The organism is Bacteroidota bacterium (assembly GCA_016721765.1).
Taxonomy (GTDB): Bacteria; Bacteroidota; Bacteroidia; order UBA4408; family UBA4408; genus UBA4408.
The window spans coordinates 1278360-1302237 of record JADKHO010000001.1 but is presented as its reverse complement, the minus strand read 5'-3'; the positions used below and the strand labels follow the sequence as shown (position 1 = coordinate 1302237).

23 protein-coding genes are annotated in these 23878 nt (G+C 36.8%); 14 read left to right on the top strand and 9 right to left on the bottom strand.

Annotation, left to right across the window (positions count from 1 at the left end; all coding sequences use genetic code 11):
• Window positions 1–15 precede the first annotated feature (15 nt).
• Window positions 16–1086 carry an acyl-CoA desaturase gene (locus IPP32_04495; GenBank protein ID MBL0047342.1) on the bottom strand — a complete coding sequence of 357 codons (1071 nt, stop codon included), beginning with the start codon at window positions 1084–1086 and terminating at the stop codon, window positions 16–18.
• Between the two features lie 215 nt (window positions 1087–1301).
• Here IPP32_04495 and IPP32_04490 point away from each other — a divergent pair, with 215 nt between their 5' ends.
• Both IPP32_04490 and IPP32_04485 read left to right on the top strand, forming a co-directional pair.
• Window positions 1302–2426 (top strand): bifunctional 3-deoxy-7-phosphoheptulonate synthase/chorismate mutase type II, encoded by a 1125-nt coding sequence (locus IPP32_04490; GenBank protein ID MBL0047341.1) that lies wholly within the window; start codon window positions 1302–1304, stop codon window positions 2424–2426.
• Window positions 2427–2465: 39 nt separating this feature from the next.
• Window positions 2466–2981: a gamma carbonic anhydrase family protein gene (locus IPP32_04485; protein ID MBL0047340.1), complete on the top strand. Its 516-nt coding sequence runs from the start codon at window positions 2466–2468 to the stop codon at window positions 2979–2981.
• Here IPP32_04485 and IPP32_04480 read toward each other — a convergent pair whose 3' ends face one another.
• The 5 genes from IPP32_04480 to IPP32_04460 form a co-directional block, all read right to left on the bottom strand.
• Entirely contained in the window at window positions 2982–3992 is a 1011-nt protein-coding gene (locus tag IPP32_04480) for a DUF288 domain-containing protein (GenBank protein MBL0047339.1), read from the bottom strand. It abuts the gene before it with no gap.
• 3 nt (window positions 3993–3995) lie between these two features.
• A complete protein-coding gene (locus IPP32_04475) occupies window positions 3996–4694 on the bottom strand; it encodes a glycosyltransferase (protein ID MBL0047338.1) in 699 nt (232 codons plus the stop codon).
• A gap of 41 nt (window positions 4695–4735) precedes the next feature.
• Window positions 4736–6802 (bottom strand): hypothetical protein, encoded by a 2067-nt coding sequence (locus IPP32_04470; GenBank protein ID MBL0047337.1) that lies wholly within the window; start codon window positions 6800–6802, stop codon window positions 4736–4738.
• A 17-nt stretch (window positions 6803–6819) separates the two neighbouring features.
• Window positions 6820–7239, bottom strand: a complete 420-nt coding sequence (locus IPP32_04465) for a hypothetical protein (protein MBL0047336.1) — start codon at window positions 7237–7239, stop codon at window positions 6820–6822.
• Window positions 7240–7392: 153 nt separating this feature from the next.
• Window positions 7393–7965 carry a hypothetical protein gene (locus IPP32_04460; GenBank protein ID MBL0047335.1) on the bottom strand — a complete coding sequence of 191 codons (573 nt, stop codon included), beginning with the start codon at window positions 7963–7965 and terminating at the stop codon, window positions 7393–7395.
• 389 nt (window positions 7966–8354) lie between these two features.
• Between IPP32_04460 and IPP32_04455 the strand changes: the two genes are divergently transcribed.
• From IPP32_04455 to IPP32_04400, 12 genes are all read left to right on the top strand, one after another.
• Window positions 8355–10322: a hypothetical protein gene (locus IPP32_04455; GenBank protein ID MBL0047334.1), complete on the top strand. Its 1968-nt coding sequence runs from the start codon at window positions 8355–8357 to the stop codon at window positions 10320–10322.
• Between the two features lie 81 nt (window positions 10323–10403).
• The gene (locus IPP32_04450; GenBank protein ID MBL0047333.1) at window positions 10404–11831 is read left to right on the top strand and encodes an MBOAT family protein; all 1428 of its coding nucleotides are present in this window, start codon (window positions 10404–10406) and stop codon (window positions 11829–11831) included.
• 4 nt (window positions 11832–11835) lie between these two features.
• Window positions 11836–13458 (top strand): hypothetical protein, encoded by a 1623-nt coding sequence (locus tag IPP32_04445; protein MBL0047332.1) that lies wholly within the window; start codon window positions 11836–11838, stop codon window positions 13456–13458.
• Between the two features lie 11 nt (window positions 13459–13469).
• Window positions 13470–14897, top strand: coding sequence for an MBOAT family protein (locus IPP32_04440; protein ID MBL0047331.1), 1428 nt, complete (start codon window positions 13470–13472; stop codon window positions 14895–14897).
• Window positions 14898–14900: 3 nt separating this feature from the next.
• Window positions 14901–15446, top strand: a complete 546-nt coding sequence (locus tag IPP32_04435) for a hypothetical protein (GenBank protein ID MBL0047330.1) — start codon at window positions 14901–14903, stop codon at window positions 15444–15446.
• Window positions 15447–15633: 187 nt separating this feature from the next.
• Complete coding sequence (locus IPP32_04430) at window positions 15634–16035, top strand: hypothetical protein (GenBank protein MBL0047329.1); 402 nt, start codon at window positions 15634–15636, stop codon at window positions 16033–16035.
• Window positions 16036–16049: 14 nt separating this feature from the next.
• Window positions 16050–17321, top strand: coding sequence for a hypothetical protein (locus IPP32_04425; GenBank protein MBL0047328.1), 1272 nt, complete (start codon window positions 16050–16052; stop codon window positions 17319–17321).
• A 108-nt stretch (window positions 17322–17429) separates the two neighbouring features.
• A complete protein-coding gene (locus IPP32_04420; protein ID MBL0047327.1) occupies window positions 17430–18173 on the top strand; it encodes a glycosyltransferase family 2 protein in 744 nt (247 codons plus the stop codon).
• Between the two features lie 21 nt (window positions 18174–18194).
• Window positions 18195–18695 carry a hypothetical protein gene (locus IPP32_04415; protein MBL0047326.1) on the top strand — a complete coding sequence of 167 codons (501 nt, stop codon included), beginning with the start codon at window positions 18195–18197 and terminating at the stop codon, window positions 18693–18695.
• Window positions 18696–18792: 97 nt separating this feature from the next.
• Window positions 18793–19830, top strand: coding sequence for a hypothetical protein (locus tag IPP32_04410; protein ID MBL0047325.1), 1038 nt, complete (start codon window positions 18793–18795; stop codon window positions 19828–19830).
• A gap of 109 nt (window positions 19831–19939) precedes the next feature.
• Entirely contained in the window at window positions 19940–21415 is a 1476-nt protein-coding gene (locus IPP32_04405) for a glycosyltransferase family 39 protein (protein ID MBL0047324.1), read from the top strand.
• A gap of 22 nt (window positions 21416–21437) precedes the next feature.
• The gene (locus tag IPP32_04400) at window positions 21438–22004 is read left to right on the top strand and encodes a hypothetical protein (GenBank protein ID MBL0047323.1); all 567 of its coding nucleotides are present in this window, start codon (window positions 21438–21440) and stop codon (window positions 22002–22004) included.
• Between the two features lie 19 nt (window positions 22005–22023).
• Here IPP32_04400 and IPP32_04395 read toward each other — a convergent pair whose 3' ends face one another.
• Genes IPP32_04395 through rsgA form a run of 3 tightly spaced genes read right to left on the bottom strand, consistent with a single transcriptional unit; the run spans window position 22024 to window position 23739 of the window.
• Complete coding sequence (locus IPP32_04395; GenBank protein MBL0047322.1) at window positions 22024–22350, bottom strand: nucleotide pyrophosphohydrolase; 327 nt, start codon at window positions 22348–22350, stop codon at window positions 22024–22026.
• Window position 22351: 1 nt separating this feature from the next.
• A complete protein-coding gene (locus tag IPP32_04390) occupies window positions 22352–22804 on the bottom strand; it encodes a D-tyrosyl-tRNA(Tyr) deacylase (GenBank protein ID MBL0047321.1) in 453 nt (150 codons plus the stop codon).
• 5 nt (window positions 22805–22809) lie between these two features.
• Entirely contained in the window at window positions 22810–23739 is a 930-nt protein-coding gene (gene rsgA / locus IPP32_04385; GenBank protein ID MBL0047320.1) for a ribosome small subunit-dependent GTPase A, read from the bottom strand.
• Between the last annotated feature and the right edge of the window lie 139 nt (window positions 23740–23878).

Here is a 23878-nt window from a genome sequence, read left to right as displayed (position 1 = left end):
GAGGTTCTTATGATTTTATGCTGCAACACCAATTTGCTTTAAGTGCGATAAGTGTGAGCGAAATGCCCCGAACATGGTAGGGAATTCGAGGTAATTTAAATTAAATTGTTCACAGGTTTCGCGCACAAATTTATTGATTTGAGGATAGTGCACATGACTAATTTTAGGGAATAAATGGTGCTCCACTTGAAAATTAAGTCCGCCTACATACCAGCATACCAATTTACTTTTGGTTGCAAAATTGGCGGTTGTTTCGATTTGATGCACCGCCCATTCATTTTCTATTTTATTGGTTTCGGGATTCGGTTTTGGAAAGCTAAGGTCTTCCACCACATGCGCCAATTGAAACACTACTGAAATTACTATTCCGGTAACTAAAACAATAATGCTATATCCTACCAAAGTCTCAACCAAGCCAACTTTAAAAATAGGCAGCACAATAAACAGTCCGGTATAAACAAGTTTGCTGAACCAAAAAATAAAATGCTCTTTGGCTTCCATTTTACGCATTTTATTGTCCGCGATTTTTCGGGTAAAATATTTCTTAAAATCTAAAAAATAAACCCACATAAAATAGGAAAGTCCGTAGAGGAAAATTCCATAAATATGTTGAAAACGGTGAATTTTCCATTTTGGTTGATCTGTGTTCACACGCATCCAAGGCTTAATGTCAATATCATCATCCATACCATCAATATTGGTATAGGTATGGTGAATAACGTTGTGCTTGATTTTCCAGAGATAAGAGCTGCCTCCCATTAAATTTAAGGAATAGGCCATTACCTCGTTCACCCATTTGCGTTTGCTAAAGCTACCATGCGCTCCATCGTGCATTACATTAAATCCGATAGCCGCTAAATTGAATCCCATTAAACAGCAAAGTACCACAGAAATCCAAACAGGTGGTGTAAAAAATACGAGCAGGGTATATAAAATAACTGCTGTGGAAACCAAAATTGCTGCTTTTGTAAACAACTTGTAATTTCCAACTTGCTTAATGTTGTTGGCGATGAAATACTCATCTACTTTTGCCTTCAGCGTATCAAAAAAGGGGCTATACTTATTGTTAAAGGTAACTTTTGCCATTTATATAAATTTTAAAATCGTGCAAATATAAGCATTTAAAAAAAGAGCAAAAACTGACCAAAGTTAGCTTTCAAGTATGTAAAAAAGTATTATGGGCATCTTTACCTGATTGGTGATTCCGATTCTCGCCTTTAGACGGTTAAAACCAGCAAAAAAGATTTTAGGAACTTATTTCATAAATAAACAAAAAATCTAGTTCTTTGTAGTACTATACGATGACACAAACAACATTGGCGCTGAAATCAGATTGGTTGGCAGCGCAAAAAAAACCGGTATTGGTATGCGGACCTTGCAGCGCCGAATCGGCCGAGCAGGTGCTGGAGACAGCAAAAGGAATCGCAGCCTTTTTTCCGAAGGCTATCTTTCGTGCAGGAATTTGGAAACCGCGCACCCGGCCTAACTCCTTTGAAGGTGTTGGAAGCACTGGTCTGAGTTGGCTCAAACAAGTAAAAGAAGTTACAGGTCTGCCTACCGCCACAGAAGTTGCCAATGCACAACATGTAGAAGAGTGCTTAAAAGCCGGCATTGATATGTTGTGGATTGGAGCGCGTACAACGGTAAATCCATTTTATGTACAGGAAATTGCCGACGCTTTAAAGGGTGTGGACATTCCTGTTTTTGTGAAAAATCCTATTCATCCGGATTTACAATTGTGGATGGGTGCTTTGGAGCGGTTAAACAGTTCAGGAATTGACCGATTGGTTGCAGTTCACCGCGGCTTTCACACTTATGATACTACACCCTTCCGCAATGCCCCAAAATGGGATATGGTGATTGAATTAAAATCTATTTTCCCGGATTTACCTATAATTTGCGATTGCAGTCACATTTGTGGAAATACCACTATGATACCTTATGTGGCTCAAAAGGCAATGGATTTGGATTTGAATGGTTTGATGATTGAAACGCATATTAATCCGAGTGTGGCGCTAAGTGATGCAAAGCAGCAGGTAACTCCTTTTCAATTGTTTGAGTTAATTCAAGCCTTGCATATACGCGAATCCTTTTCTGAAAATGAAGAGTTTAAAAATCAGTTAACTATACTACGCGATAAAATTAATCATGCGGATGATGAAGTGTTGCAATTGATGGCACAACGCATGAACATGGTGGGACAGATTGCGAGCTACAAGCGCGATAACAAAGTTACGATACTGCAAGTGGACCGTTGGAAAGAGATTTTAAAAAATCAAATGCAAAATGGCGAAACACTTGGACTTAGCGGGGAATTTGTAAAACAATTGTATTTGTTGGTGCACGACGAAAGTATTCGCATTCAGGCAGAAATTATGAATGTAGAAGCCGAAATTGGAAAATCGAAAAGTGAAATTTTGAAATAGTCCCGGTTCTTTTATCATTCCGCATTAAATCAAGTTAAAATGGCATTAATTAAACCCGTTAAGGGAGTACATCCAAGTTTTGGAGCCGATTGTTACCTAGCCGAAAATGCAACTGTGGTGGGCGATGTGGTAATGGGCGACAATTGCAGTGTGTGGTTTAATGCTGTGGTGCGTGGTGACGTTAATTCCATACGAATGGGGAATAAAGTAAATGTGCAGGATGGTGCAGTAATTCATTGCACCTATTTGAAAACAACAACCGAAATCGGGAACAACGTATCTATTGGACATAATGCGATTGTGCATGGATGTAAGGTGCACGATAATGTGTTAATAGGGATGGGCGCAATTGTAATGGACAACTGCGAAATTCAATCAAATTCGATTATTGCAGCAGGTGCAGTATTGCTCGAAAACACAATAGTGGAAGCCGGAAGTATTTATGCCGGTGTTCCGGCTAAAAAAGTCAAGGATATTTCTCAAGAATTAATTAATGGCGAAATCAATCGTATTGCCAATAATTATATCATGTATTCGGGTTGGTTTAAAGAATAATCAGCTCAACTTCGTTAAATCCTCAATCCACGCCTGAAGCAATGGCATTTCGGCTGCGCCTACAACATTAATATCGATTAAGGACTGGTAACAGGAAACCAAATTTTCGAAAATATGTTCTTTTCCTTTCCTTAACTTCAGATCACCAAGGGTTTTGCAAATTTTTGAATTGTTGAGATAGCCCGGAATCTCATCTTCAAAATCACGCATCAAATTATGTGTGTTTCGCTCTTGCCAAACCGTTGCTTCATCAAATAATACAAACCACTCATTTTCCCAACAAATGCGTTGCGCCACAAAGCTGCGCCAAATATCAGTCATCCGAAAACTACAATGAGAGGGTAAATAGAGCAAAGGAAAAGCATCGGAATAAAAGGTGGTGTTTTGACTGTTAAAGGGACACCAGGTTTTATCCCCTAATGCAACTTTTGCATTAATATCAAAACTATGTGGAAGTGGTTGCGTAAGTCGGAAAACTGCATCAATATCCGGATTCTCATCGGCTAAGCCTTGTTGAATAGGACAATACACTTCTTTTGGAGGGTTATCAATCAACAATGGAACTTCCTTTTGTATTTGTTCTAATGGATAGCCGCGAGGCCAAATATAACCGCTACTAAAATACTTGTATACATTTACCCAATCTTCATTTTGAAGGGCTGAAACTGTATGATTGGGCTGACGGCTATTCCAAAATTTTTCGCGTGGAAAATTATCGTCATCGGTTTCGATAATCATTTTGGCACCCCTTTTAATTGCTTGAAGATAACCAATATTCTTGCGGGAGTAATGCCGTTCCGGAACCAATTTAGCAAAACTAAAATCCAAGTTACGTTGAGCTTCTAATCCGTAAAAATCGCATCCTTCCAACTTAAAATTTATAGGTGATGGCTTATCACCAATAACAATAAAATCAACCTTGTGTTTAGGACAATCTTGAGCGAAGGTTTGCAATACTTTATTATCGGGAGTTGCAATGGAAGTTATGATAAGGGCACAGTTGGAGTTCATTCGTTAGAGCGCAATTGGTTTGGAAAAAAGGCGTTGAAAGAAATAATATTTCAAAACAGAAATTGAATTTGAAATAGCTTTTTGTGATACACTTGGAGAAGGGGCTTGATAATGTATGGGCACTTCGGCAAAGCGCTTTTTACGCATGAGGTAGCGCACTTCTGTTTGATAAAAATGTGCTTTGGACAATAATTGATAATTCAATAATTCACCAACTACCTTTGCATGAAATCCTTGAAAGCCGGAAGTCATGTCATATAGTTTTGTGCCCAACAAAATGTTAGACAAAACAGTTCCCATTTTAGAGAGGGTTCTGCGGGTAAAAGGTGAATCTCCCATGGAACCCCCGTTCATGAAGCGGCTTCCGAATGCACACTCGTTGCCTTCGTTCAACACCCTCAAAAACATAGGAATAGAATTTGGGTCGTGGCTCATTCCAGCATCCATTTCAATAATGAATTCGTGTTTGTTTTTATAGGCTTCACGATAGCCGCGTATGTATGCATCCACCACATTTTTATTTTCGGGAGCCCATACTGTTTCGAAGCGATTATCCTCACGCGAAAGATTCTGACACAATTGTAAGGTGCGGTCTTTTGAAGCATTATCAACCACTAAATAAGCTTTGCCGGATTGTAAGCGGTCGAAAACCTTTTTAAGTTCGGTGATAAAAACATCAAAATCCCTTTCTTCGTTGGCCATAGGAATTACCAATGCCCAATCATTATTGAAATACATTTAGTTTATTTTTTCTTATAAATATACGGTTCAACAATGGTAAACAAAAACCCTTTGGTTAGCGCATTCAACACAATTGAATTATAGGCAGCGCTTGAATCATAATTGAGCTCGATGGATTTGGTGTACTTTGAGTCCAAAGGATATTCTCCTATTGGCTCAATGGCTATCGTATCGGTAGAAACCAGTGTATTTCCCAACTGCCTTTTTATTTCTAAGCGATAGGGTAAGCTGTTGCGTTGAATTCCAAAATAAATTTTCTTAATGTAGGATAAGGAGTCAAGATTTATTTCTAGGGTATCGTCTTGATAGAGCACAATTCCTCCGTTGTAGGATGGCTTGGTACTTGCAACCATCGTGGAATCGATAGGCTTAAAAATACGCATTTCAGTAGTTTTCAATCGCTTTTTATAAAGGCACCATTGCGGAAAAGTATAGGCTGTAATGTCATAAAATAATCGAACCGGCTCATACCCATTTGCGGAAAGCAGCGCAGCATAGGGAACAGAATTGTGGCTGATGGCCCATTGCGGATGATACTTTTTAAAGAGTAGCTCGGGATCAATTTTAAAATCAGCTGCAAATTTTGAATTCAATCCGGACATATCAATTACGTATCCTTTCACATGCCGCACCGGCAATCCATGATTCGACATTATGGAATCCTTTGCTCCCACCATGTTTCCCACATATTTGCCAACTTCTAAACGTTCGCGTTCCACCACACCCAAGTAGTTTTCCATCCAATATTTTCCACCAATAACATCCACACCAATGTATCCGATATAAAAGAAAATTGCGCTGCTCGCCAAAACAATCCGCAACCAAGGAATCGCGATAAGTTGGATAAAAAATGCTGCACTTATCGCAATTTGCAGGAACATCAACAAATCGGGTAACACATAATACCAGGCCATTTGTTCCCCCGGATTATAGAAATAAAAGAGCAACATAACAGCAAAATAAGAAAAGCCAAAAACCAGGTTCTTAATTGAATGACTCATTTTGCTAAACAGCACAAAACATAAATGTGCAATAAGCAAAATAGCAAAAAGTAAAAAAATCAATTCGATTCTTCCTCCGGTAGCGTAGTATTTAAAGAATGGGAACCAGTAATCGCTCGGATGATAATGAAGAAAAATTTTGGAATAAGCCGACTGGGGCAATGGGCTACCAAATATAAGTGTGGCAATTATTATCCAAAGAATCATCGGAAGTACTGCAAAAAACAGAAGATCCTTAACAAAAATGTTATTTAAAGTTAGTGGGGTAAATTGTTTACGGTTAATCGCCAGAAATGTAATTCCTGCTACCATTACAAGTGGCACCGCATCTAATTTAGAAATAACCGAAAAGGCCAAAAACAACCACATCCATTTGGGTTTATTTTGTAAAAAAAACAATAATGCAGCAAGCACAATGGAAACGTGAAAGGAGGATTCCATCCCGGATTTGGCAACATTCAATAACATTTTGCTGCTGAAAATAACCACTATCCAGGATATTAAAATCAAGCGATTATCCGAAATAGTTTCGCGGAGTATTTTAAAACTCAAAAAACTAACCAGTATTAAGCCAATAAAGCCAGCCAGGTGAATGCTTTGCTCAGGACTAAGTAAATGAAGATAGCACCAAAGACCGGTAAAAATCCCAAACGAAAAACAGGAAATACCAAAAACAGGTGGGTCACTTTTGTTGTAATGATAAAAATAGCCGTCCCAAAAATTATCGAGGTAACGTAAGGTAAATGCGGAATCGTCAAACATGTAGGGAGAGTAATTCAAAAAAACATGATAGGCGAAATAAATGGATAATGCGAAATAAGTGAATTGATAGTTGGTTAAGCCCCAGTTTTTCATTTTGAGCATTACCTTACCATCAGTCAGATAGTCCCAAGATCCACTCAAAGTAAAAATGGCAACAATGGCGGCAATGGCCATTAAAAATGCATGAATATTGTCATCGCTGATTAGGTCTTGATTGTCGTAAATCCAATAGGAGACAAGGCTCGCAAAGAGCAGTGTAATTGGCTTACTAAAAAGTGAAAAATACTGCGAAAGGGTTGATGACACCGTTTAAATGAAATCTATTATTCTGTGAATACCAATTCAAAATCATCGGCGTAAACCGGAACAGATCCTTTGTTCCAAAGAAAAACTTTAACCTTATTTTCTGGCGTCAATGCATCTCTAGGTATGTCTGTTTCTATAATCACTTTTGTCCATTTACCTTCAGACTTTATAACTTCTTGAAATAATTTTGATTTCCATAATTTGTTTTCGCCGGCAGTATTCAAAATTTGAACACAAAACTCACCGTTACAATCTTTTAGTTTGCTATACATCCATACAGTTGCCCGAATTTTTTTTAATGGCTTTTTACTAATTTCCGACACCGTGCTTTCAAATCCAAAACTGTACTGAAATTCTGCATCTGTTCGGATCGAATAATTGCCTGAGTGTGCTTTTATACTATTGTCCAAAGACCCCATCCCAAACCAACCCTTCACGGCTTCAAAGTTTTGGTAATAATGTAGATTATCGGAATCGCCAAATCTATTACAAGCGATAATGACAGTGCAAAGTAGTATTATACTTGTGTATTTCCTTTTTTTAAACAGGTAAGTAAACATCCGGTTCATCTCTACAAAGCTTTTTGATAATTATTGAAAAATTTCTAATGAAAAATCATCCAAGAAGACTTTATCCTTCCCTGGATTCCAAACATAAAGTGCAATTTCGTTTTCAGGAGAATAAAGTGCCTTTGTGATTTCAGCAGTGATTTCCAGCTTTGTCCATTTTTGAGCCGTGGTAACCACATCTTTCGATTCAATAGCTGCCCATAACTTATATTCATTGGAGTCATTTTTAATTTGGAGGCATAATTTTGCGCCCGCCAAATCTGTTGAAGTATAACACCACACAGCGGCCTTCATTTTTTTTGGCATTTTAGTATCAATATCTTTAAACTTTATCTTTAGTGTGTTACTGTATGGGTAATTTTCGTCGGTATAAATGGAATAAATTCCGGAGTGTGGGATGATTGTTGTATTTAGCGTTGGAGGCGTTGGAAACCAACCATTGAGCTCTTCAAAGCTCTGATAATAATGATAACGATCAGGCTTTTGCTTTCTGGTGCAGGATGACAACAAAACAGTGACTAATAAAATAGGCATTGTCATAACTAGGCAGAAGAACTTAATTCGAAGCTTAAAATTTGTTTGGTGTGAATTCATTTACAAGTAATTTTCGTGCAAAAATAGAAAAAAGGAGGACGTAGCTAACTTACTGGTTGCTATTACTACATCCATCACTCGCAATGGACTCGGAAACCTAAATGATTTAGCATTCCAAAAATCTTGGATGGCAGGAGATAAAAGAGTACTAGAAAAAAAGTGAATACTTATAATTCCCTACAAAAACATACAGTTTTTGAGGCATAACATCTAATTCAGAGGGCAAGATGCATCTGGAAATAAATTATTGACAAAAGCTATCCAACTTTTATCTCTGCTTCGGCTTCAAGTCAAAATAAAACCTTGCCTTGTTCTAAAGTATTCCTTTTGCCTGTGCGATAAATTTTTAGATTTGCAAAAATTAACGATGGCCCAAAAAGACAGAATGAATGAGTAATCATATCGCAGCCCTTAAAAATAAGCTCATTTATTTTCTGCTTCCTGTTTTATTTTCTTCGTGCATTTCTTCTGACTCATTTGAACTGAGCGAGGTAAATTTTTTGAGCAATTATAAAGTCTATACCAACCAAGATACGCTTTCGATAACGTGTGATTTAACGGATGCAGTATTAAATGGAATTGAGATTCCAACTATTCGTCAAACCGATAATGGCTTTTTTAATTTTAGTTTTCGCTTAAAAAACACTTCCTCCTTCCCGCAACGTTTTTACTACAAAATATATTACCAAAACGAAAGCTATAAGTTTCCGGATAATCATACCTACTCGGATGAAAATTTTTATGGGAGTTGGCAAGATGCGGAACTAAATTTTATGCCCACTACAGAGCTCCTTCCGGGCGATGAAGAGTTGGTAGTAGATAGTTTTAAAATTAATGGAAATCCACGAAACGAAAGTTCCTGTTTTGGCAGTGACCCCAATAAATTTATTTTAAATACTCCATTTATCGAGAAAAAAAAGAACGACATCCGTCACATTCCTGAATGGATGGAACAAGTAAAAGAAAAAGCAAAAATTGCTAAAATTCCCTTGGAAGAAGAATTATATCAAAATGCTCTTTGGCTCATTAATGATGAGATGCAAAGAGAAAAAACGTACAATAACCGTTGGAAAAAAAATCCACGGATGGGCAATTATAAAATTATGCTGGTTATTACAAGCGGCAAAGATTTAGTAAAAATCCCCTATCCGGTTCAAAATATTGCATCAAAGAACGATTCAGGAAAATTTGTAAATCCCTTTTCATTTTATACCCCTAAGAACCTTGCAGCACTTACCGAAACAAAACTATTTTATGCGCCGATTATTCAAGTGAAAACAAAATTTAATTTAGCAAGTGGCGTTTATGAAGACGTTTTTAAAATGGGAAAATCCAACTACTCCAAGGAAAATTATTGCAGTACCTGTGGTGATGCAGATAGCCTCTATAAACAAGCTCAATTTGCACAGTATTTCCATTATGTAAATAAAGATTTTTTGCTAAGAAATATTCCGATTACCGCTGATGTGGTAGGCGACAATGTTTCGCGAAGTGATTATTTTAAATGGATGAAAGAATATGAAAACGGCTCCAATTTGGTCAAGAATTTTGTATGTACGAGCGATTATCCGTGCAAAACGGTTATCCCCGATAAGCTGAACAATAAACTAACTCTAATAAATCCCGCTACCCCTCCTGGTGAATTTAGAAAAGAACATGTTGGTGTAAATACCCGAATTGGTTTTACTTATGGAAAATTTATAGCCAAACTAAAATTTCCAAAACAACTCAGCAAAGATAATGTGTGGAATGGTTTGACAAATGCATTTTGGCTGTTGTTTCAAGGTGATGGAGAGTGGAATAAGAGACGAATTTGTGATGCAGATATTGGCTATTTGGAGAAGAGTTTACCTGATGTGGAAGCCTCCTTAAGCAAAAGCAAAAAATCAATTTGTTATTCTGAAATCGATTTTGAACTCTTGAAAGAAACACCTTATTGGCCCAAAACATCATATAACAATAGCAACACCACCTATAAAACGGAAGATGGTACCGCTAACCGAAACATCATGGTATGTTGCACCAATTGGGATATGGCCTGCCACATGCCAAAGAAATTTGACATAGGAGCCAAAAATTTTACGGTAGATAGCAATACTTATTTGTTTCATCGTTGGGATCATTTTTACAAAGCACTTACTGCAAAAATACCCGTTGACCACGATGAAATTTATGCGAACGATTATTATTACTTCGAAATTGAATGGCTCCCGGAACGCATCATATGGAAAATCGGTTCCGAAAAAAATAAATTGAAAACGATTTGTGTGATGACAGATGAGTTCAGCAGCATTCCTAACAATCAAATGGTAATGATTTTTACACAGGAGTGGCACAATCAAGAATGGTGGCCCTAGCGCCTTTTAAACAAAACTTTGTTCCCTATCCGAGCAAAGATATTGTAGGTGAAATATTATCTGTAGAAGTAGAATAAACGTATGGTATTTAGCAGTGTTATCTTCCTTCTTTATTTTTTGCCGGCATTTTTACTGGTGTATTTTATTACTCCAGCAAAACTGAAAAATCTTGTCATTCTCTTGGGGAGTATTGGCTTTTATGCATGGGGAGCTCCCCTCTTTATTTTTGCCATTTTAGGTACCACAACCGCCGATTTTTTTCTGGTAAAAATCATGCACAATGCTCAAACAGAAAAACGCAGACGTCTGTTTTTGGTATTGTCGCTTTGCCTGAACTTGGGCATGTTGTTTTATTTCAAATATTGTAACTTTTTTGTAGCCAATTTTAACCTAATACTACACTCGGTTGGGATTCATGAAGTGCGGTGGACGAATGTTTTATTACCTATTGGAATTTCCTTTTACACCTTCGAAAGTTTAACCTATGCCATTGATGTTTACCGAAGAGTGCACAAGCCGCTCAATAATTTTTGGAATTACCAAATGTACATTATTTTATTTCCAAAACTGATTGCCGGACCTATTGTGCGTTACCATGAAATTTCAGATCAAATAAGCGATCGTTCCGCCAATTACAATATCGATAACATGCTCACCGGTTTTTATCGCTTTTGTATCGGACTGGGTAAAAAAGTTTTTATTGCCAATGTTATGGCTGCAAAAGCCGATGCTATTTTTAATGCCGATGTCACCACGCTTACTGCCGGAACTGCATGGTTAGGAGCACTTGCCTATACCTTTCAAATATATTTCGATTTCTCGGGATATTCCGATATGGCAATAGGCTTGGGCAAAATTATGGGCTTTAAATTCCCCGAAAATTTTAACAATCCGTATACCTCACAAAGCATTACAGAATTTTGGCGCAGGTGGCACATGACACTTGGTAACTGGATGCGCAACTACCTTTACATACCACTAGGTGGAAGCAAGGTAGATTCCAAAAGTCGTTTGTACTTTAATTTATGGTTTGTGTTTTTAGCCTCCGGTTTTTGGCATGGTGCTGCTTGGACCTTTATAATTTGGGGCATTTATCATGGAATATGGCTGGTGTTGGAGCGTGCCTTTTTGTTAAAGTTTTATGCTAAAATCGGTAAAATTCCTGCTACTCTAATTTGCTTTATTGTAGTTGTTATTGGTTGGATATTTTTTAGAGCAAACTCCTTTAGTTTTGCGGTGGCGATGATAAAAAAATTAGTTGATTTTAACTTCTTTGTTGATGGTGCTTTACTCGATAATCAATTTTTATTTTTTGGTGCTTTGGCCATTTTGTTTTCATTCCTTACCAGTTTTAAATGGGGTGAAAAAATCCAGCAAGCCATCTACTATTCCTATTATGGAATTAAAGGAAACATAGTCATGACTGCTGCTGCCGTTATTGTATTTATGCTATCTGTGGCAGCCATTACTTCGAGTAATTTTAATCCCTTTATTTATTTCAGATTTTAAGGAAATGGAAAAAGCGATAAAATACCTGCTCTATTTTTCAATCCTTGGATGTCTTGTTTTTCCCTACCTCCAGAAGAAAAAAAACATCTTTACAGTTGCGCCTTTAAAAGGAACATTTGAAAATTTTGAAAAACCTAAATTAACTCTTGCTGCTTTAAAATCAGGAGAATACCAAGAACAATTCAATAAATATATTGACCATAATTTTGGTGCAAGAGCCTATCTGATTCGCCTCCTGAATAACTTGAAATTTCGACTTTTTCACCAAAGCGATGCGCCCGGTGTGGTGGTTGGAAAATACAACTATTTGTATCTCACCAGCTATACAAACAATTACATGGGACTCAATTTTATTGGGCAAGACAAGGTGGATGAAAATGTGCGCAAACTAAAGCAAATTCAGGATACATTGAAAAATCAGGGAGTTGATTTAATTGTAATTTTTGCTCCCGGTAAGGCATCTTTTTACAGTGAGTTTTTGCCGGAGTATATGAACAAGCAAAAAAAAGCTGAAACAAATCTTAGTGCTTACTCTGCAGCTTTTACAAAATCCGGTGTAAATTATTTGGATTTAAATTCCTGGTTTCTTTCATTAAAAAGAAAGACGCGCTATGCCTTATATCCCGAACTGGGTGTGCATTATACGCCACACGGGACCTATCTCACTACCGATACACTTGTACATTACATTGAACACTTACGAAATATTGATTTGCCGGACGTAACCTCATATAGAGTTTACCTCAGCGACAGCTTAAGAGAGCAAGAACACGATGCAGAAGAACTGATGAATTTACCTCACGCACTTTTCCACCAACCGGTTCCTTATTTTAAGCTGAGTACGCATAAATACGAAAAACAAGTTCGGCCGGATGTATTGGGCATTGGCGATAGCTATTGGTGGCAATTGACAGGACTTGAGCTTCCGGAAAAATTCTTTAAACGTGACGTTTATTGGTATTACAACAAAAGTATTTATGTGGAGAATAAAAAAAGAGAAGATGGTTTTGGAGGATTAAATTATGGTGATGAATTGCTCGAAAGGGATGTAATTGTTATCATGGCCTCAGAAGCAACCTATGACCTTTTTCCATTTGAGTTTATTGATAAAGCCTATCCGATTTTATGCATGACGAAACAAGAAAAAGTAGAGTGGCTCAAAGGAAATGTCAGCAAGGATTCCAACTGGCAGGCCGATATTAAACAAAAAGCAGCCAAAAATAATATCACTGAAAACGAGCAAATGCTGCGCGATATTGAATATGTTATTGATAATGATATGACTGCATATAAAGCTCCGAAGCATTTTATTGATTCAGTTGTGCATAGCTATCGGGGAAAAATTACCGGCAATCCGGAGTGGTTTGCAGCAGTAATGAAAAAAGCCGCAGAACGATATATTTCACTTGAAGAGCAAATTGATTTAGACGCAGCATTTGGATACGATATGGATTATGGGACGGAAGAAGCGATCCAAAGCATGAATCAAATTAAAAAGGAAATTCGCCAAAGCAAAGAACGCTTAACCGCAATTGAAGCTTCAGCCATGCAACACCACATTTCATTTAACGAAGCTATGGCTTGGGAAATAAAACGAGTGTTGGATGAAAAACGTTGGAAAAAATAGCCTAACAAAAAATGGTATTCAGCTCTGTTATTTTTTTACTTTATTTTTTACCGCTCTTTTTCATTTTCTATTATAGTATTCCTGCACGTTTCCGTAATTTTTTCATTCTGCTTTCAAGTATATTTTTTTACAGTTGGGGAGCACCCAAATTTATTTTTGTCATCATCGGCACCACGGTTTTGGATTTCTTCCTAGTTCGGAAGATGTATTACGCATCCAAAAAATGGCAGCAAAAACTCTTTCTCGTACTCTCTCTGAGCATGAATTTGGGCTTGCTTTTCTACTTTAAATATTGCAATTTTTTTGTTCAAAACATTAATGAAATGCTTTATTCTTTCGGCTTTGTGGAGTTGGAATGGACACAACTTCTCCTGCCCATTGGAATATCATTTTACACCTTCGAAACTGTAACATACGTGGTGGATGTGTACAGAAGGGTGCATGCTCCATTGAAAAATTTTTGGGATTATCAATTGTATATTATTCTGTTCCCTAAATTAATTGCCGGACCAATTATTCGTTTCCACGAAATTGCAGATCAAATAACCGATCGCTCTAAAAACGATACCATTCAATTTAAATTAAACGGATTTATACGCTTTGTGCTCGGTCTTTCTAAAAAAGTGTTGATTGCAAATGTAATGGGAGCGTATGCCGATAATTTATTAAACGGAAGTTTGAACGATCTTTCTACCCTTTCAGCCTGGCTAGGAATTTTAGCTTATACTTTCCAAATATATTTCGACTTTTCCGGCTATTCCGATATGGCACTTGGCTTGGGAATGATGATGGGCTTTGTGTTTCCCGAAAATTTCAATAATCCCTATACAGCGCAAAGTATAACCGATTTTTGGCGACGTTGGCACATCACCCTTGGTGCATGGATGCGCAATTACCTTTACATTCCATTAGGCGGAAATAAAGTTTCAAAAAGGCGCTTATATCTCAACCTTTGGCTAGTGTTTTTAGCTTCCGGATTTTGGCATGGCGCTTCGTGGAATTTTATTATTTGGGGAGCCTATCATGGTTTATTCCTCATTCTAGAACGTGGCTTTTTACTTGAGTGGTACAAGAAAATTCATCCACTCATTAAAACAGTCCTAACCTTTATTATAGTTATGATTGGATGGGTATTTTTTAGGTTGGAACATTTTGACGATGCTATTTTTTTTATTGAAAAACTATTTTCATTTAAAGGTACCCAAGTAAATTTAACGCTTCTCAGCCCCGAAACGATTAGCATTTTTGTGATAGGAACGCTATTTGCATTTTTCACATCCTTCAACAAAGGGCTGCAAATTCAAGAATGGTTGTATTCTAAAACGCATACGTTTAGAGCTCACCTTGTATTAAGCTTAGTTGCAATTTGCCTATTCACGCTCAGTATTGCCTCCATCACGGGCACCGGTTTTAATCCATTTATTTATTTTAGATTTTAAAAAATGGGAACTAAAAAAACGCGGTTACTTTTTGTATTTATGGGAATGTTAGTACTCCTTCCATTGCTGCAACAGCTTACCGGAATGGTAAAAGTTAAACCTTTGTTTGGTGCCATTACAGAAAGTCAAAAGCCACTTTTCGATTTCAGCCGATGGATGGAAGGGGATTACCAAAAAGAAATGGAATCCTATTTAAATGAAAAATTTGGGTTCAGAAATTATTTCATTCGACTGAATAATCAAGTGGCATATAGCCTCTATCGAAAGGCAAAAGCGAATGGTGTAATTATCGGGAAAGAAAATTATTTATATGAACTGAGCTACATCAATGCCTATTATGGGCGCGATTTTGTTGGTAAGGACAGCATCGATCATGTTTTAGCTAAAGTTCAATTTTTAACGACTGCACTTAAGAAAAAAAACATTGACCTAATTTTAGTATTTAATCCAGGCAAAGCATCTTATTATCCTGAATTTATTCCGGATAGTTTAAGAAGTGAAAAAGTATTACTAATTACGAATACTATGTTAAAACTGCCAAAGCTTTAAAGTTGAATGTGCTGGACTTTATGTCCTATTTTATCAAACAAAAGACAGCAGCCCCTATTTATTATTTTCAAAATGCGGAATTCATTGGACAACCTATTGCGAAATACTTGCAAAAGACAGTCTGCTAAAATACATCGGTAAGTTGCGAAACATAGCGCTTCCTGAATTGGTCATTGACTCAATTTCTATGGAGAATGGAATAAAATTCCGAGATGCAGACATCAAAAACGGAATGAATTTAGCCTTTGGACCGGAGTGTGATATTCTTGCTTATCCGCATTATCACATACTCGAAAAAGATAGAGTTAAAGTAAATTGCACCACCATAGCCGACAGTTTTTATTGGGGAATTTATGGCAATGCGGATATTAACCAACTTTTTAATAATTATCAATTTTGGTATTACAATATGGAACTGTATAACAAAGATTGGGAAGCAGCTAAAGCACCTCAAGACATTGATTTAAAAACAGAAATCGAGAAGCAACAAGTTGTTGTGATAATGGCGACTGAGGCTACTTTACCTAAATTTGGCTGGGGCTTTATCGAACAGGCTTATGCTGCCTACAAAAACGAGCAGGTTAACTAAAAACCATGCTTTTTATGGAAAAAACAGCACTTTATAAAGTTTTAGTATTTCATGTTTTGGTGCTGATTTCCCTATACGTTTTACTTTATAGTTGTGGCATTTTACAAGTCTTTCCTAATACATCCACTTTGCTTAAATGGGATTCAAATTGGTACAACTCCATTGTGCAAAATGGTTATTCGTATTCAGATAAAATCCAAAGTAATGCCGGCTTTTTTCCTTTGTTTCCACTGATGTGGAAAGCATTGAGCTTGAATGCCTTCGAAATAAGCATTTTCAATGCAGTTATCGCACTTATTTCAATTTCGCTATTAGCCCAAACATTCCTGATGAAGCGCGAATTAATCCTACTTTTTCTTTCACTTCCAAGTATATTTTTCTTATACGTACCCTATGCTGAAAGTTTGTTCTTTTTGGGAAGTACGCTTTTATTAATTGGATTAAAAAAGGAACAAAAAGCATTTAGCATAATAGGTCTATTAATAGCAACAATGGCCAAAGCAACAGCCTTGTTTTTTATTCCAGCAATTGTGTTTATGGTCCTTTTTGAGCGCTCGTTAAAGGACATTTCCCTTCCAGCTTTAATCAAAGAAAGCCTTTTACTTTTGCTTTGCGTTCTATTTGGTATGGGCTTGGTTGTGCTGATACAATATTATCAGACAGGTGCGTGGTTTGCCTATTTCAAAGCACAAAGTATGCATTGGAACCGCAAGTTCTCAATCCCGGTGTTTCCACTCACCACTTGGGATGCGGCACGATTAATAACTTTGGATGCATCGGCATTCTTAGTAGGATTGCTTTCCCTTGGTGCTTGTTTTAGAATCCTGCTAAATTGGTTAGCCAGTTTAAACATACACTCCAATAAGCAAGATAAAAGTTATTTGCTTTCATGTTCATTCCTATTTCTGGTGCTGTGCAGTATAGTTTTTTTTAATCCAATCGATGCAGCAACAAAAACTACTTCAATCCTGAGTATTAATCGATACATGTTTGCGACACCCTTCCTGATGGTGTTTATGTTGCACCATTATAAGCACACAAAACTATCAACGCAACAATTAATTGGGGCTGTTGTATTAATAGGGATGGTTTGGTTGGTTTTCCATGCATATTCAGGTTTTAAAATTGCAAGTTTGTTTATTTTGCTTACCATGTATCTTAGTGGATTCCTCGCTCTTTTATGGAAGGAAAAATTAAGTTTGCTTTGGATTCCTCTTTATATGATTAATTGTATCATTCAACTTATTTTATTCCATTCCTTCATGAATGGAAAGTGGGTGGGTTAGTTTAATTTTAAACAATGTGCAAAAACGATGCTCTGCAATTCGGTAAATTCCTATTTCTCAGTTAATTTTTGCATTTTTGCGCCCCATTAAATTCTTAACAATTAGCGTATGTTTAAAAATAAAAAAGTGGCCATCGTTTTACCCGCTTACAATGCTGCTTTAACACTCGAAAAAACCTATAAAGAAATTCCATTTAATTTGGTGGATGAAGTAATTCTTGTGGATGATAACAGCAAGGATAACACAGTAGAAGTTGCCTCAAAAATTGGAATTAAACACATTATCCGTCATCAAAAAAATACCGGCTACGGCGGAAATCAAAAATCCTGTTATACAAAAGCACTTGAGCTAAATGCAGATATTGTAGTGATGTTGCACCCCGATTATCAGTATACTCCTATGCTGTTAGAAGCCATGATATCGATTATTGGGAATGATTTGTATCCGGTGGTTTTTGGTTCAAGAATATTAGGAAAAGGAGCATTAAAAGGAGGTATGCCAATGTATAAATACATCGCAAACCGATTTCTAACTTTTACTCAAAATGTGCTGATGAACCAAAAGCTTTCTGAATACCATACGGGATATCGCGCTTTCTCAAAAGAAGTACTTCAAAAAATTAAGTTCCAACAAAACTCCGATGATTTTGTATTCGACAATGAAATGATTGCTCAAATTTTTTATGCCGGTTTCGAAATTGCTGAAGTAACTTGTCCTACGAAATATTTTGACGAAGCTTCCAGTATTAATTTTGCACGAAGTTCAAAATATGGTTTAGGGGTGCTGAGGGTATCCTTTTTGTATTTCTTCAAAAAAATGGGCATCTATAATTGGAAGTTACTGACTAAATAATTACAAAATCACTGCATCAAAATGGCAGCTATAGAATTTCACAAGGGCAGCGGAGAGTCTTTAGCTAAATTTATAAGTACTTTAAAATCGAAGTATTTGTTTTATGGAGTATTCCTTGCGAATATCATATTCCTTTTTTCAATTGAATTATACCCCTCTTCTGATGGTGCTGCTCACCTTTATAATTCTAATTTAATTTATCATCTCATCAAAGGTGACAGCGAAATAATAAACACCTTTTTTGTTTTTAACACAATACCGGTTCCTAATTGGATGGACCATTTTTTCTGGCTAGCTTACGCTTTGGGTTTTCAGCCCACCACGCTGAAAAAATTTTTCTACTCATCTACTTGGTCTCACTTACTCTATCCTTCCGTTTATTGGTGCGGCAAATCAATCCAACTGAATCAGGCCTTAGTATACTTATATTTCCATTTGTTTATTCCTACCTTTTCAGAATGGGTTTCTACAACAATACTTTTTCATTCGTATTTCTATTTTTCACCCTTTATTACTGGTTAAAACCAGAGCGCAAAACGGGCTGAAAAAGTATTTCTATTTCTGTTTACTCTTCTGCCTCACCTATTTTTCAAATGGGCTAACTTTTCTTTTTCTCGGATTGGTATTAGGACTATTTTCTGCCTCGGAATTTTTTTATAGCAAGCATCTTGCTAAGGAACAAAAGCGAACTACAAAAGATATATTCAAGGATTTGTTTGGACTTTTTATTTCGGCATTGCCGGCTTTGCTGTTGCTAATTTACTTCTCATTAAATACCACCTTAACTTCCTTTAAATACAGTCAAAGCACCCAAAGGAGTTTAGAAGAATTAATAGATTGGCTTATTGATGTTAAACCACTAGTTGCTTACATTCCACCAGAGGAGCACACGTACACCAGGCCATTTCTGTATATTCTAGTTGTTGTTGTTATTGCCACCATAACTGGTTTCTTTTTTTCAAAAAAAAACAGTAATGCCGCTGCGCCAACTCGGAACCATTATGGGTTTTTAATCCTATGTGCTATGTCCATAAGCTTAATGCTCTACTTTGTTATTCCGGATGGGCAAGGAGCTGGCATGATGTCAGACCGTTATTGCCTTTTCTTTTTCATGTTTTGCATCCTGTGGGCTTCTATTCAATCTGTTCCCAAATGGCTTGGCTCCTTCCTTATTATTGTTATTTTGTTTTGTCATTTTCAGTTGCTGTCTTATCAGTATAAAAAAGCGTTAATTCCCTTGAGTAAAGATGCCTCATGTATTAGCAAAGCTGCGGACCATATTAAAGACAATTCCTTGATTTTTACAATCGACCTATCCGGAAATTGGCTGCAAGGGCACTATGGCGACTATATTGCTATTCAAAAACCAGTTGTTGTGCTTGATAGTTATGAAGCTGCAATTGGTTGGTTTCCACTGAAATGGAACACAACACAACTCCCACAGGTACAATTGGCTGGCAAATCCTCTGTAGCTGGTATTTTCTGGCCAAGCAATAATACAGCTGCTGTGAAGCGGAATATTGATTATGTGCTCGTTTACGGGAATAATGATGTGCTCAAAGAAGTGCAATGGGCTGAAGTAAAAGAAGTGCTGACCAAAAACTTCAAGCTCATTTATGCTGCCGATAACTATGTATTTCTTTACCAGATGAACTAACTGTAGTTTGCTGCTAAAAACTATTCCTTACAGTTGATTTATTTTCCTATGGTTAAAATTATAGTTTTGCAAAAAGAATCAACCCGAATTTGGATTAAACCTTTTGCGTATGAATAAAGAACCTTACTTCCCCCAAAAATCGAAATGGATTTTTCTTTTTCTTCTTTTGGTGCTTTCATTAATATACAATTATCATCAAATCATTTTGCGTCCGCCGGGAATTGTGCACCAATGGCGCCAGTGCGATTGCCTGTCGTTAGCTGCCAATTACTATCATTTTGGAATGGACTTTTTTTCTCCTGCTGTATATTTTGCAAGCAACGATGGAACGGGTAAGACAGCAAGTGAGTTTCCGGCAATTTATTACTTCGTAGCCTTTCTTTGGAAAATTTTTGGTAAACACGAAATTATTTTCCGTTTGGTAAATCTTTCAATTGTTTATGCTGGTTTGTTTTTCCTGTTTCGATTTATTGAAGAAAAACTGCGCGATTCATTTTGGGCCATATTAATTGCATTATTGGTATTCACCTCTCCCATTTTAGTTTACTATTCTAATGGATTCATTATGGACCCACTAGGCCTCTCTTTTGCATTTATTGCATGGTATTATTTTGGCAAATTTTATAACTCAGGAAAAAATGCTCATCTGAATTTATCATTGCTTTTTTTTCTGATTGGGGGACTGCTAAAGGTTTCCTCCATGCTAAGCTATTTTTCAATTCTAGGTGTATTTTTGGTTGAAATATTGGGAGTAAATTTTAAAGACAACGGGAAAATTTTTACAGATAAAAAAAGACAAATTATCCCCTTCATTGTTGTAGCAATTGGTTTGTATTTATGGTATTCCTATGCCCAACGCTATAACGACGAACATGGCTCGGGTGTGTTTTTAGTTGGTATTATGCCTATTTGGGATTACAGTGCTGCTGATATTGAAAAACGCATCACCTTTTTTAAAGGTGCGATGACGCTTCATCAGTTCTTTAATTTTGAAACCTTAATGCTCCTATTTGCCTTTTTCTTTGCACAGGTGATTTTGTTCAAAAAAACGAATGGCTTCTTACTCTTTATTACCGTACAATTATTCTTTGCGGTTATTGCATTTCTAATTCTATGGTTCGGCGCTGTAACCGAAGGTCATGATTACTACCTTACCAATTTATTGGTGTTTGTTGCCTTTGCATTGATTTCCTTTTTCGCTTTCATGCAAAAATCATTTTCAAGTATTTTCTCAGCCGAATGGTTTAAAATGATATTCGCCCTTATTTTAGCCTATAATGTTTACTTAGCCAGTGCCAAAACTTCTATTCGCTATTTCAATACCCAAGAACGAAATTACCCCACTTGTTATTCAAAAAATGAAATCGCCTTACTTCAATGGGCAAAGTTTGATTTTCATCAACACACAGAGCAACTGCGTGAAATCTCACCCTATCTCAGATCCTTAGGAATCCAACCAAACGATTTAGTGATAAGTTTACCGGACTATAGTTTTGATATCAGTCTCTACTTTATGAATCAAAAAGGATGGACTCAGGCATCTGCACCCAACCCTTTGACGGAAAACTGGTTTGAGGAAAAATAAAAAAGGAGCCAAATTTTTAATAGTGAATAATCCCGACATGTATAATCAAAGTGCACTAGCTAGGTTTACTTCCGTGAAATTGGGATCGTATAAAAATATTGATGTTTTTGATTTAAGAAAATTGGGATCTCCCATTACTTTAAACCTCTCCTACGATATGGAGAATGCTAAAGACTATATGGATGCAACGGCAATTGGAAGCTCCTATTACAGTTCAGGAAAACACTCCTCCGAATTCCCTGCCGCTTTGGAATACGGGCTCACAATTGACAATAATCCCAAGCAATTGGATAGTCTTCAATATATGAATTCTCTTAGTGTTTCAGCCAATTATATGATACTTGACGAAACCTATAAAGGGGGCATAATTGTATTTCAAATTAAAAACCAAAAAGACAGTATTGTAGTTTGGAAAGCAATTGAAATTGACGCGAAAAAGAATAGTAACTGGCAAAACATTTCTTCCACCATTCGATTCGACAATTACAGAATAAAAGAAAATGATAAGGTAAATGTTTATGTTTGGAATTCACAAAAGAAAAACATCGCAATTGATGACATTAAATTGACCTATAACGGCTACAAATAAAGCTAGTTAAACTAGCTACTTATTTTAACTTCTCATTCCCTTTGTGCCGCTCCGCATCCCGAAGTGTTTTCTTTTCTAAATTTTTTTGTAGCGCTGCTGCTAGATCAATTCCGGTTTGATTGGCCAAACAAATTACCACAAATAACACATCTGCCAACTCATCCGCCAGTTCTTTATCCATATCCGAATTTTTGGAAGATTGTTCTCCGTAAGTGCGGGCAATAATGCGTGCTACCTCTCCTACTTCTTCGGTGAGTAAAGCCATATTGGTAAGCTCATTAAAATAGCGTACACCATGCGTCTTTATCCAAGTATCGACTTGCTCTTGTGCTTCGTTAAGTGTCATCCTATTCTTTGTTTTTAGTATCCATTAGGATAGTAACCGGTCCGTCATTTAATAATTCCACTTTCATGTCGGCACCAAACTCTCCTGTGGCTATCGATTTACCTAAATCTTGTTCCAGTTGCGCAATAAATTTTTCATATAGCGGAATGGCTATTTCCGGCCTTGCGGCTTTAATGTAAGAAGGCCGATTCCCCTTTTTAGTGCTTGCCATCAGGGTAAACTGACTTATCACCAAGGCCTCACCACCAATGTCTTTTACCGATAAGTTCATTTGCTGATTTGAGTCGTCAAAAATACGGAGGTTGCAAATTTTTGCACACAACCACGTTATGTCTTCCATGGAATCTGCATCTTCAATACCCACCAAAATCAAGATTCCTGAAGCAATAAAAGATTTTATTTTACCATCAATGCTTACCGAAGCTTTTGAAACGCGCTGAATAACTGCTTTCATTCCATTTAATTTTCTTCGCCATTAAAAATACTGCAATAGCTGTTATAACGGCTCAGTGCAATTTCACCGCTTTCAACATCCTGTTTCACCTTGCAACCGGGCTCGTGTATATGCAAACAATTATTGAATTTACATTGATTTACCCGTTCCCTAAATTCCGGAAAAAAACTCCACAACTCTTCTTTCTCAATATCCACAATCCCAATTTCTTTTATACCTGGAGTGTCAATAATAAAACCTCCACTCTTTAATTCATGCATTTCGGCAAAGGTGGTAGTATGCGTTCCTTTGCTGTGTGCATCCGAAATTTGCGCCGTTTTAATGCTCAAACTGCTATCTAATCCATTAATTAAAGTCGATTTTCCTACACCCGAATGCCCGCTTAGTAAATTTATTTTATCTTTCAATTGTCCTCTCAAATCAAACAAATCGCTTTCCTTAAAAGCCGAAACTTTGCAACAGGAGTAGCCCAATTTGGAATAAAGTGCACTTCTTTTTTCTACTTCTTCCAATTCCGAAGTATCACAAATATCCATTTTATTAAAAACGATGGTAACCGGTATATGATAGGCTTCTGCAGTTACTAAAAAGCGGTCCATAAAACCTACTGAGGTGCGGGGCGATGCAACGGTAACAATCAGAAAAGCCCTGTCAATATTTGCCGCCAGTATATGCGTTTGCCGCGATAGGTTTATAGATTTACGAATGATGTAATTTTTTCGAGGAGCAATTTTATTGATCACTCCCTTAGCTTCCACAGTACTATCATTGTCCTTTTCCAATTCAAAATCCACCTCATCCCCAACCGCTATTGGATTGGTACTTTTAATATCTTTTATTCTAAAATTTCCTTTGATGCGGCAGTCTACAATTCCTCCATCTACCTTGCGAACGGTATACCAACTTCCGGTAGATTTTATTACAAGTCCTGTCATGAAAGGGCTTTTGCGTTTTATGATTAATTTAGATTTCAAAATTAGAAAAAGAATTAGCTTTGCTCGCAGTAATTAGCAACAGATTGATGGTGGAAAGAACTTAATTTTTAGCTTTCTGAATCTATTAACGTTTAAAACA

Bases quoted from the DNA above. Each gene is read 5' to 3' on its own strand.
- IPP32_04495 (MBL0047342.1), bottom strand. From the start codon at position 1,086: ATGGCAAAAGTTACCTTTAACAATAAGTATAGCCCCTTTTTTGATACG.
- IPP32_04490 (MBL0047341.1), top strand. From the start codon at position 1,302: ATGACACAAACAACATTGGCGCTGAAATCAGATTGGTTGGCAGCGCAA.
- IPP32_04485 (MBL0047340.1), top strand. From the start codon at position 2,466: ATGGCATTAATTAAACCCGTTAAGGGAGTACATCCAAGTTTTGGAGCC.
- IPP32_04480 (MBL0047339.1), bottom strand. From the start codon at position 3,992: ATGAACTCCAACTGTGCCCTTATCATAACTTCCATTGCAACTCCCGAT.
- IPP32_04475 (MBL0047338.1), bottom strand. From the start codon at position 4,694: ATGGCCAACGAAGAAAGGGATTTTGATGTTTTTATCACCGAACTTAAA.
- IPP32_04460 (MBL0047335.1), bottom strand. From the start codon at position 7,965: ATGAATTCACACCAAACAAATTTTAAGCTTCGAATTAAGTTCTTCTGC.
- IPP32_04455 (MBL0047334.1), top strand. From the start codon at position 8,355: ATGAGTAATCATATCGCAGCCCTTAAAAATAAGCTCATTTATTTTCTG.
- IPP32_04450 (MBL0047333.1), top strand. From the start codon at position 10,404: ATGGTATTTAGCAGTGTTATCTTCCTTCTTTATTTTTTGCCGGCATTT.
- IPP32_04445 (MBL0047332.1), top strand. From the start codon at position 11,836: ATGGAAAAAGCGATAAAATACCTGCTCTATTTTTCAATCCTTGGATGT.
- IPP32_04440 (MBL0047331.1), top strand. From the start codon at position 13,470: ATGGTATTCAGCTCTGTTATTTTTTTACTTTATTTTTTACCGCTCTTT.
- IPP32_04435 (MBL0047330.1), top strand. From the start codon at position 14,901: ATGGGAACTAAAAAAACGCGGTTACTTTTTGTATTTATGGGAATGTTA.
- IPP32_04430 (MBL0047329.1), top strand. From the start codon at position 15,634: ATGGAGAATGGAATAAAATTCCGAGATGCAGACATCAAAAACGGAATG.
- IPP32_04425 (MBL0047328.1), top strand. From the start codon at position 16,050: ATGGAAAAAACAGCACTTTATAAAGTTTTAGTATTTCATGTTTTGGTG.
- IPP32_04420 (MBL0047327.1), top strand. From the start codon at position 17,430: ATGTTTAAAAATAAAAAAGTGGCCATCGTTTTACCCGCTTACAATGCT.
- IPP32_04415 (MBL0047326.1), top strand. From the start codon at position 18,195: ATGGCAGCTATAGAATTTCACAAGGGCAGCGGAGAGTCTTTAGCTAAA.
- IPP32_04405 (MBL0047324.1), top strand. From the start codon at position 19,940: ATGAATAAAGAACCTTACTTCCCCCAAAAATCGAAATGGATTTTTCTT.
- IPP32_04395 (MBL0047322.1), bottom strand. From the start codon at position 22,350: ATGACACTTAACGAAGCACAAGAGCAAGTCGATACTTGGATAAAGACG.
- IPP32_04390 (MBL0047321.1), bottom strand. From the start codon at position 22,804: ATGAAAGCAGTTATTCAGCGCGTTTCAAAAGCTTCGGTAAGCATTGAT.
- rsgA (MBL0047320.1), bottom strand. From the start codon at position 23,739: ATGACAGGACTTGTAATAAAATCTACCGGAAGTTGGTATACCGTTCGC.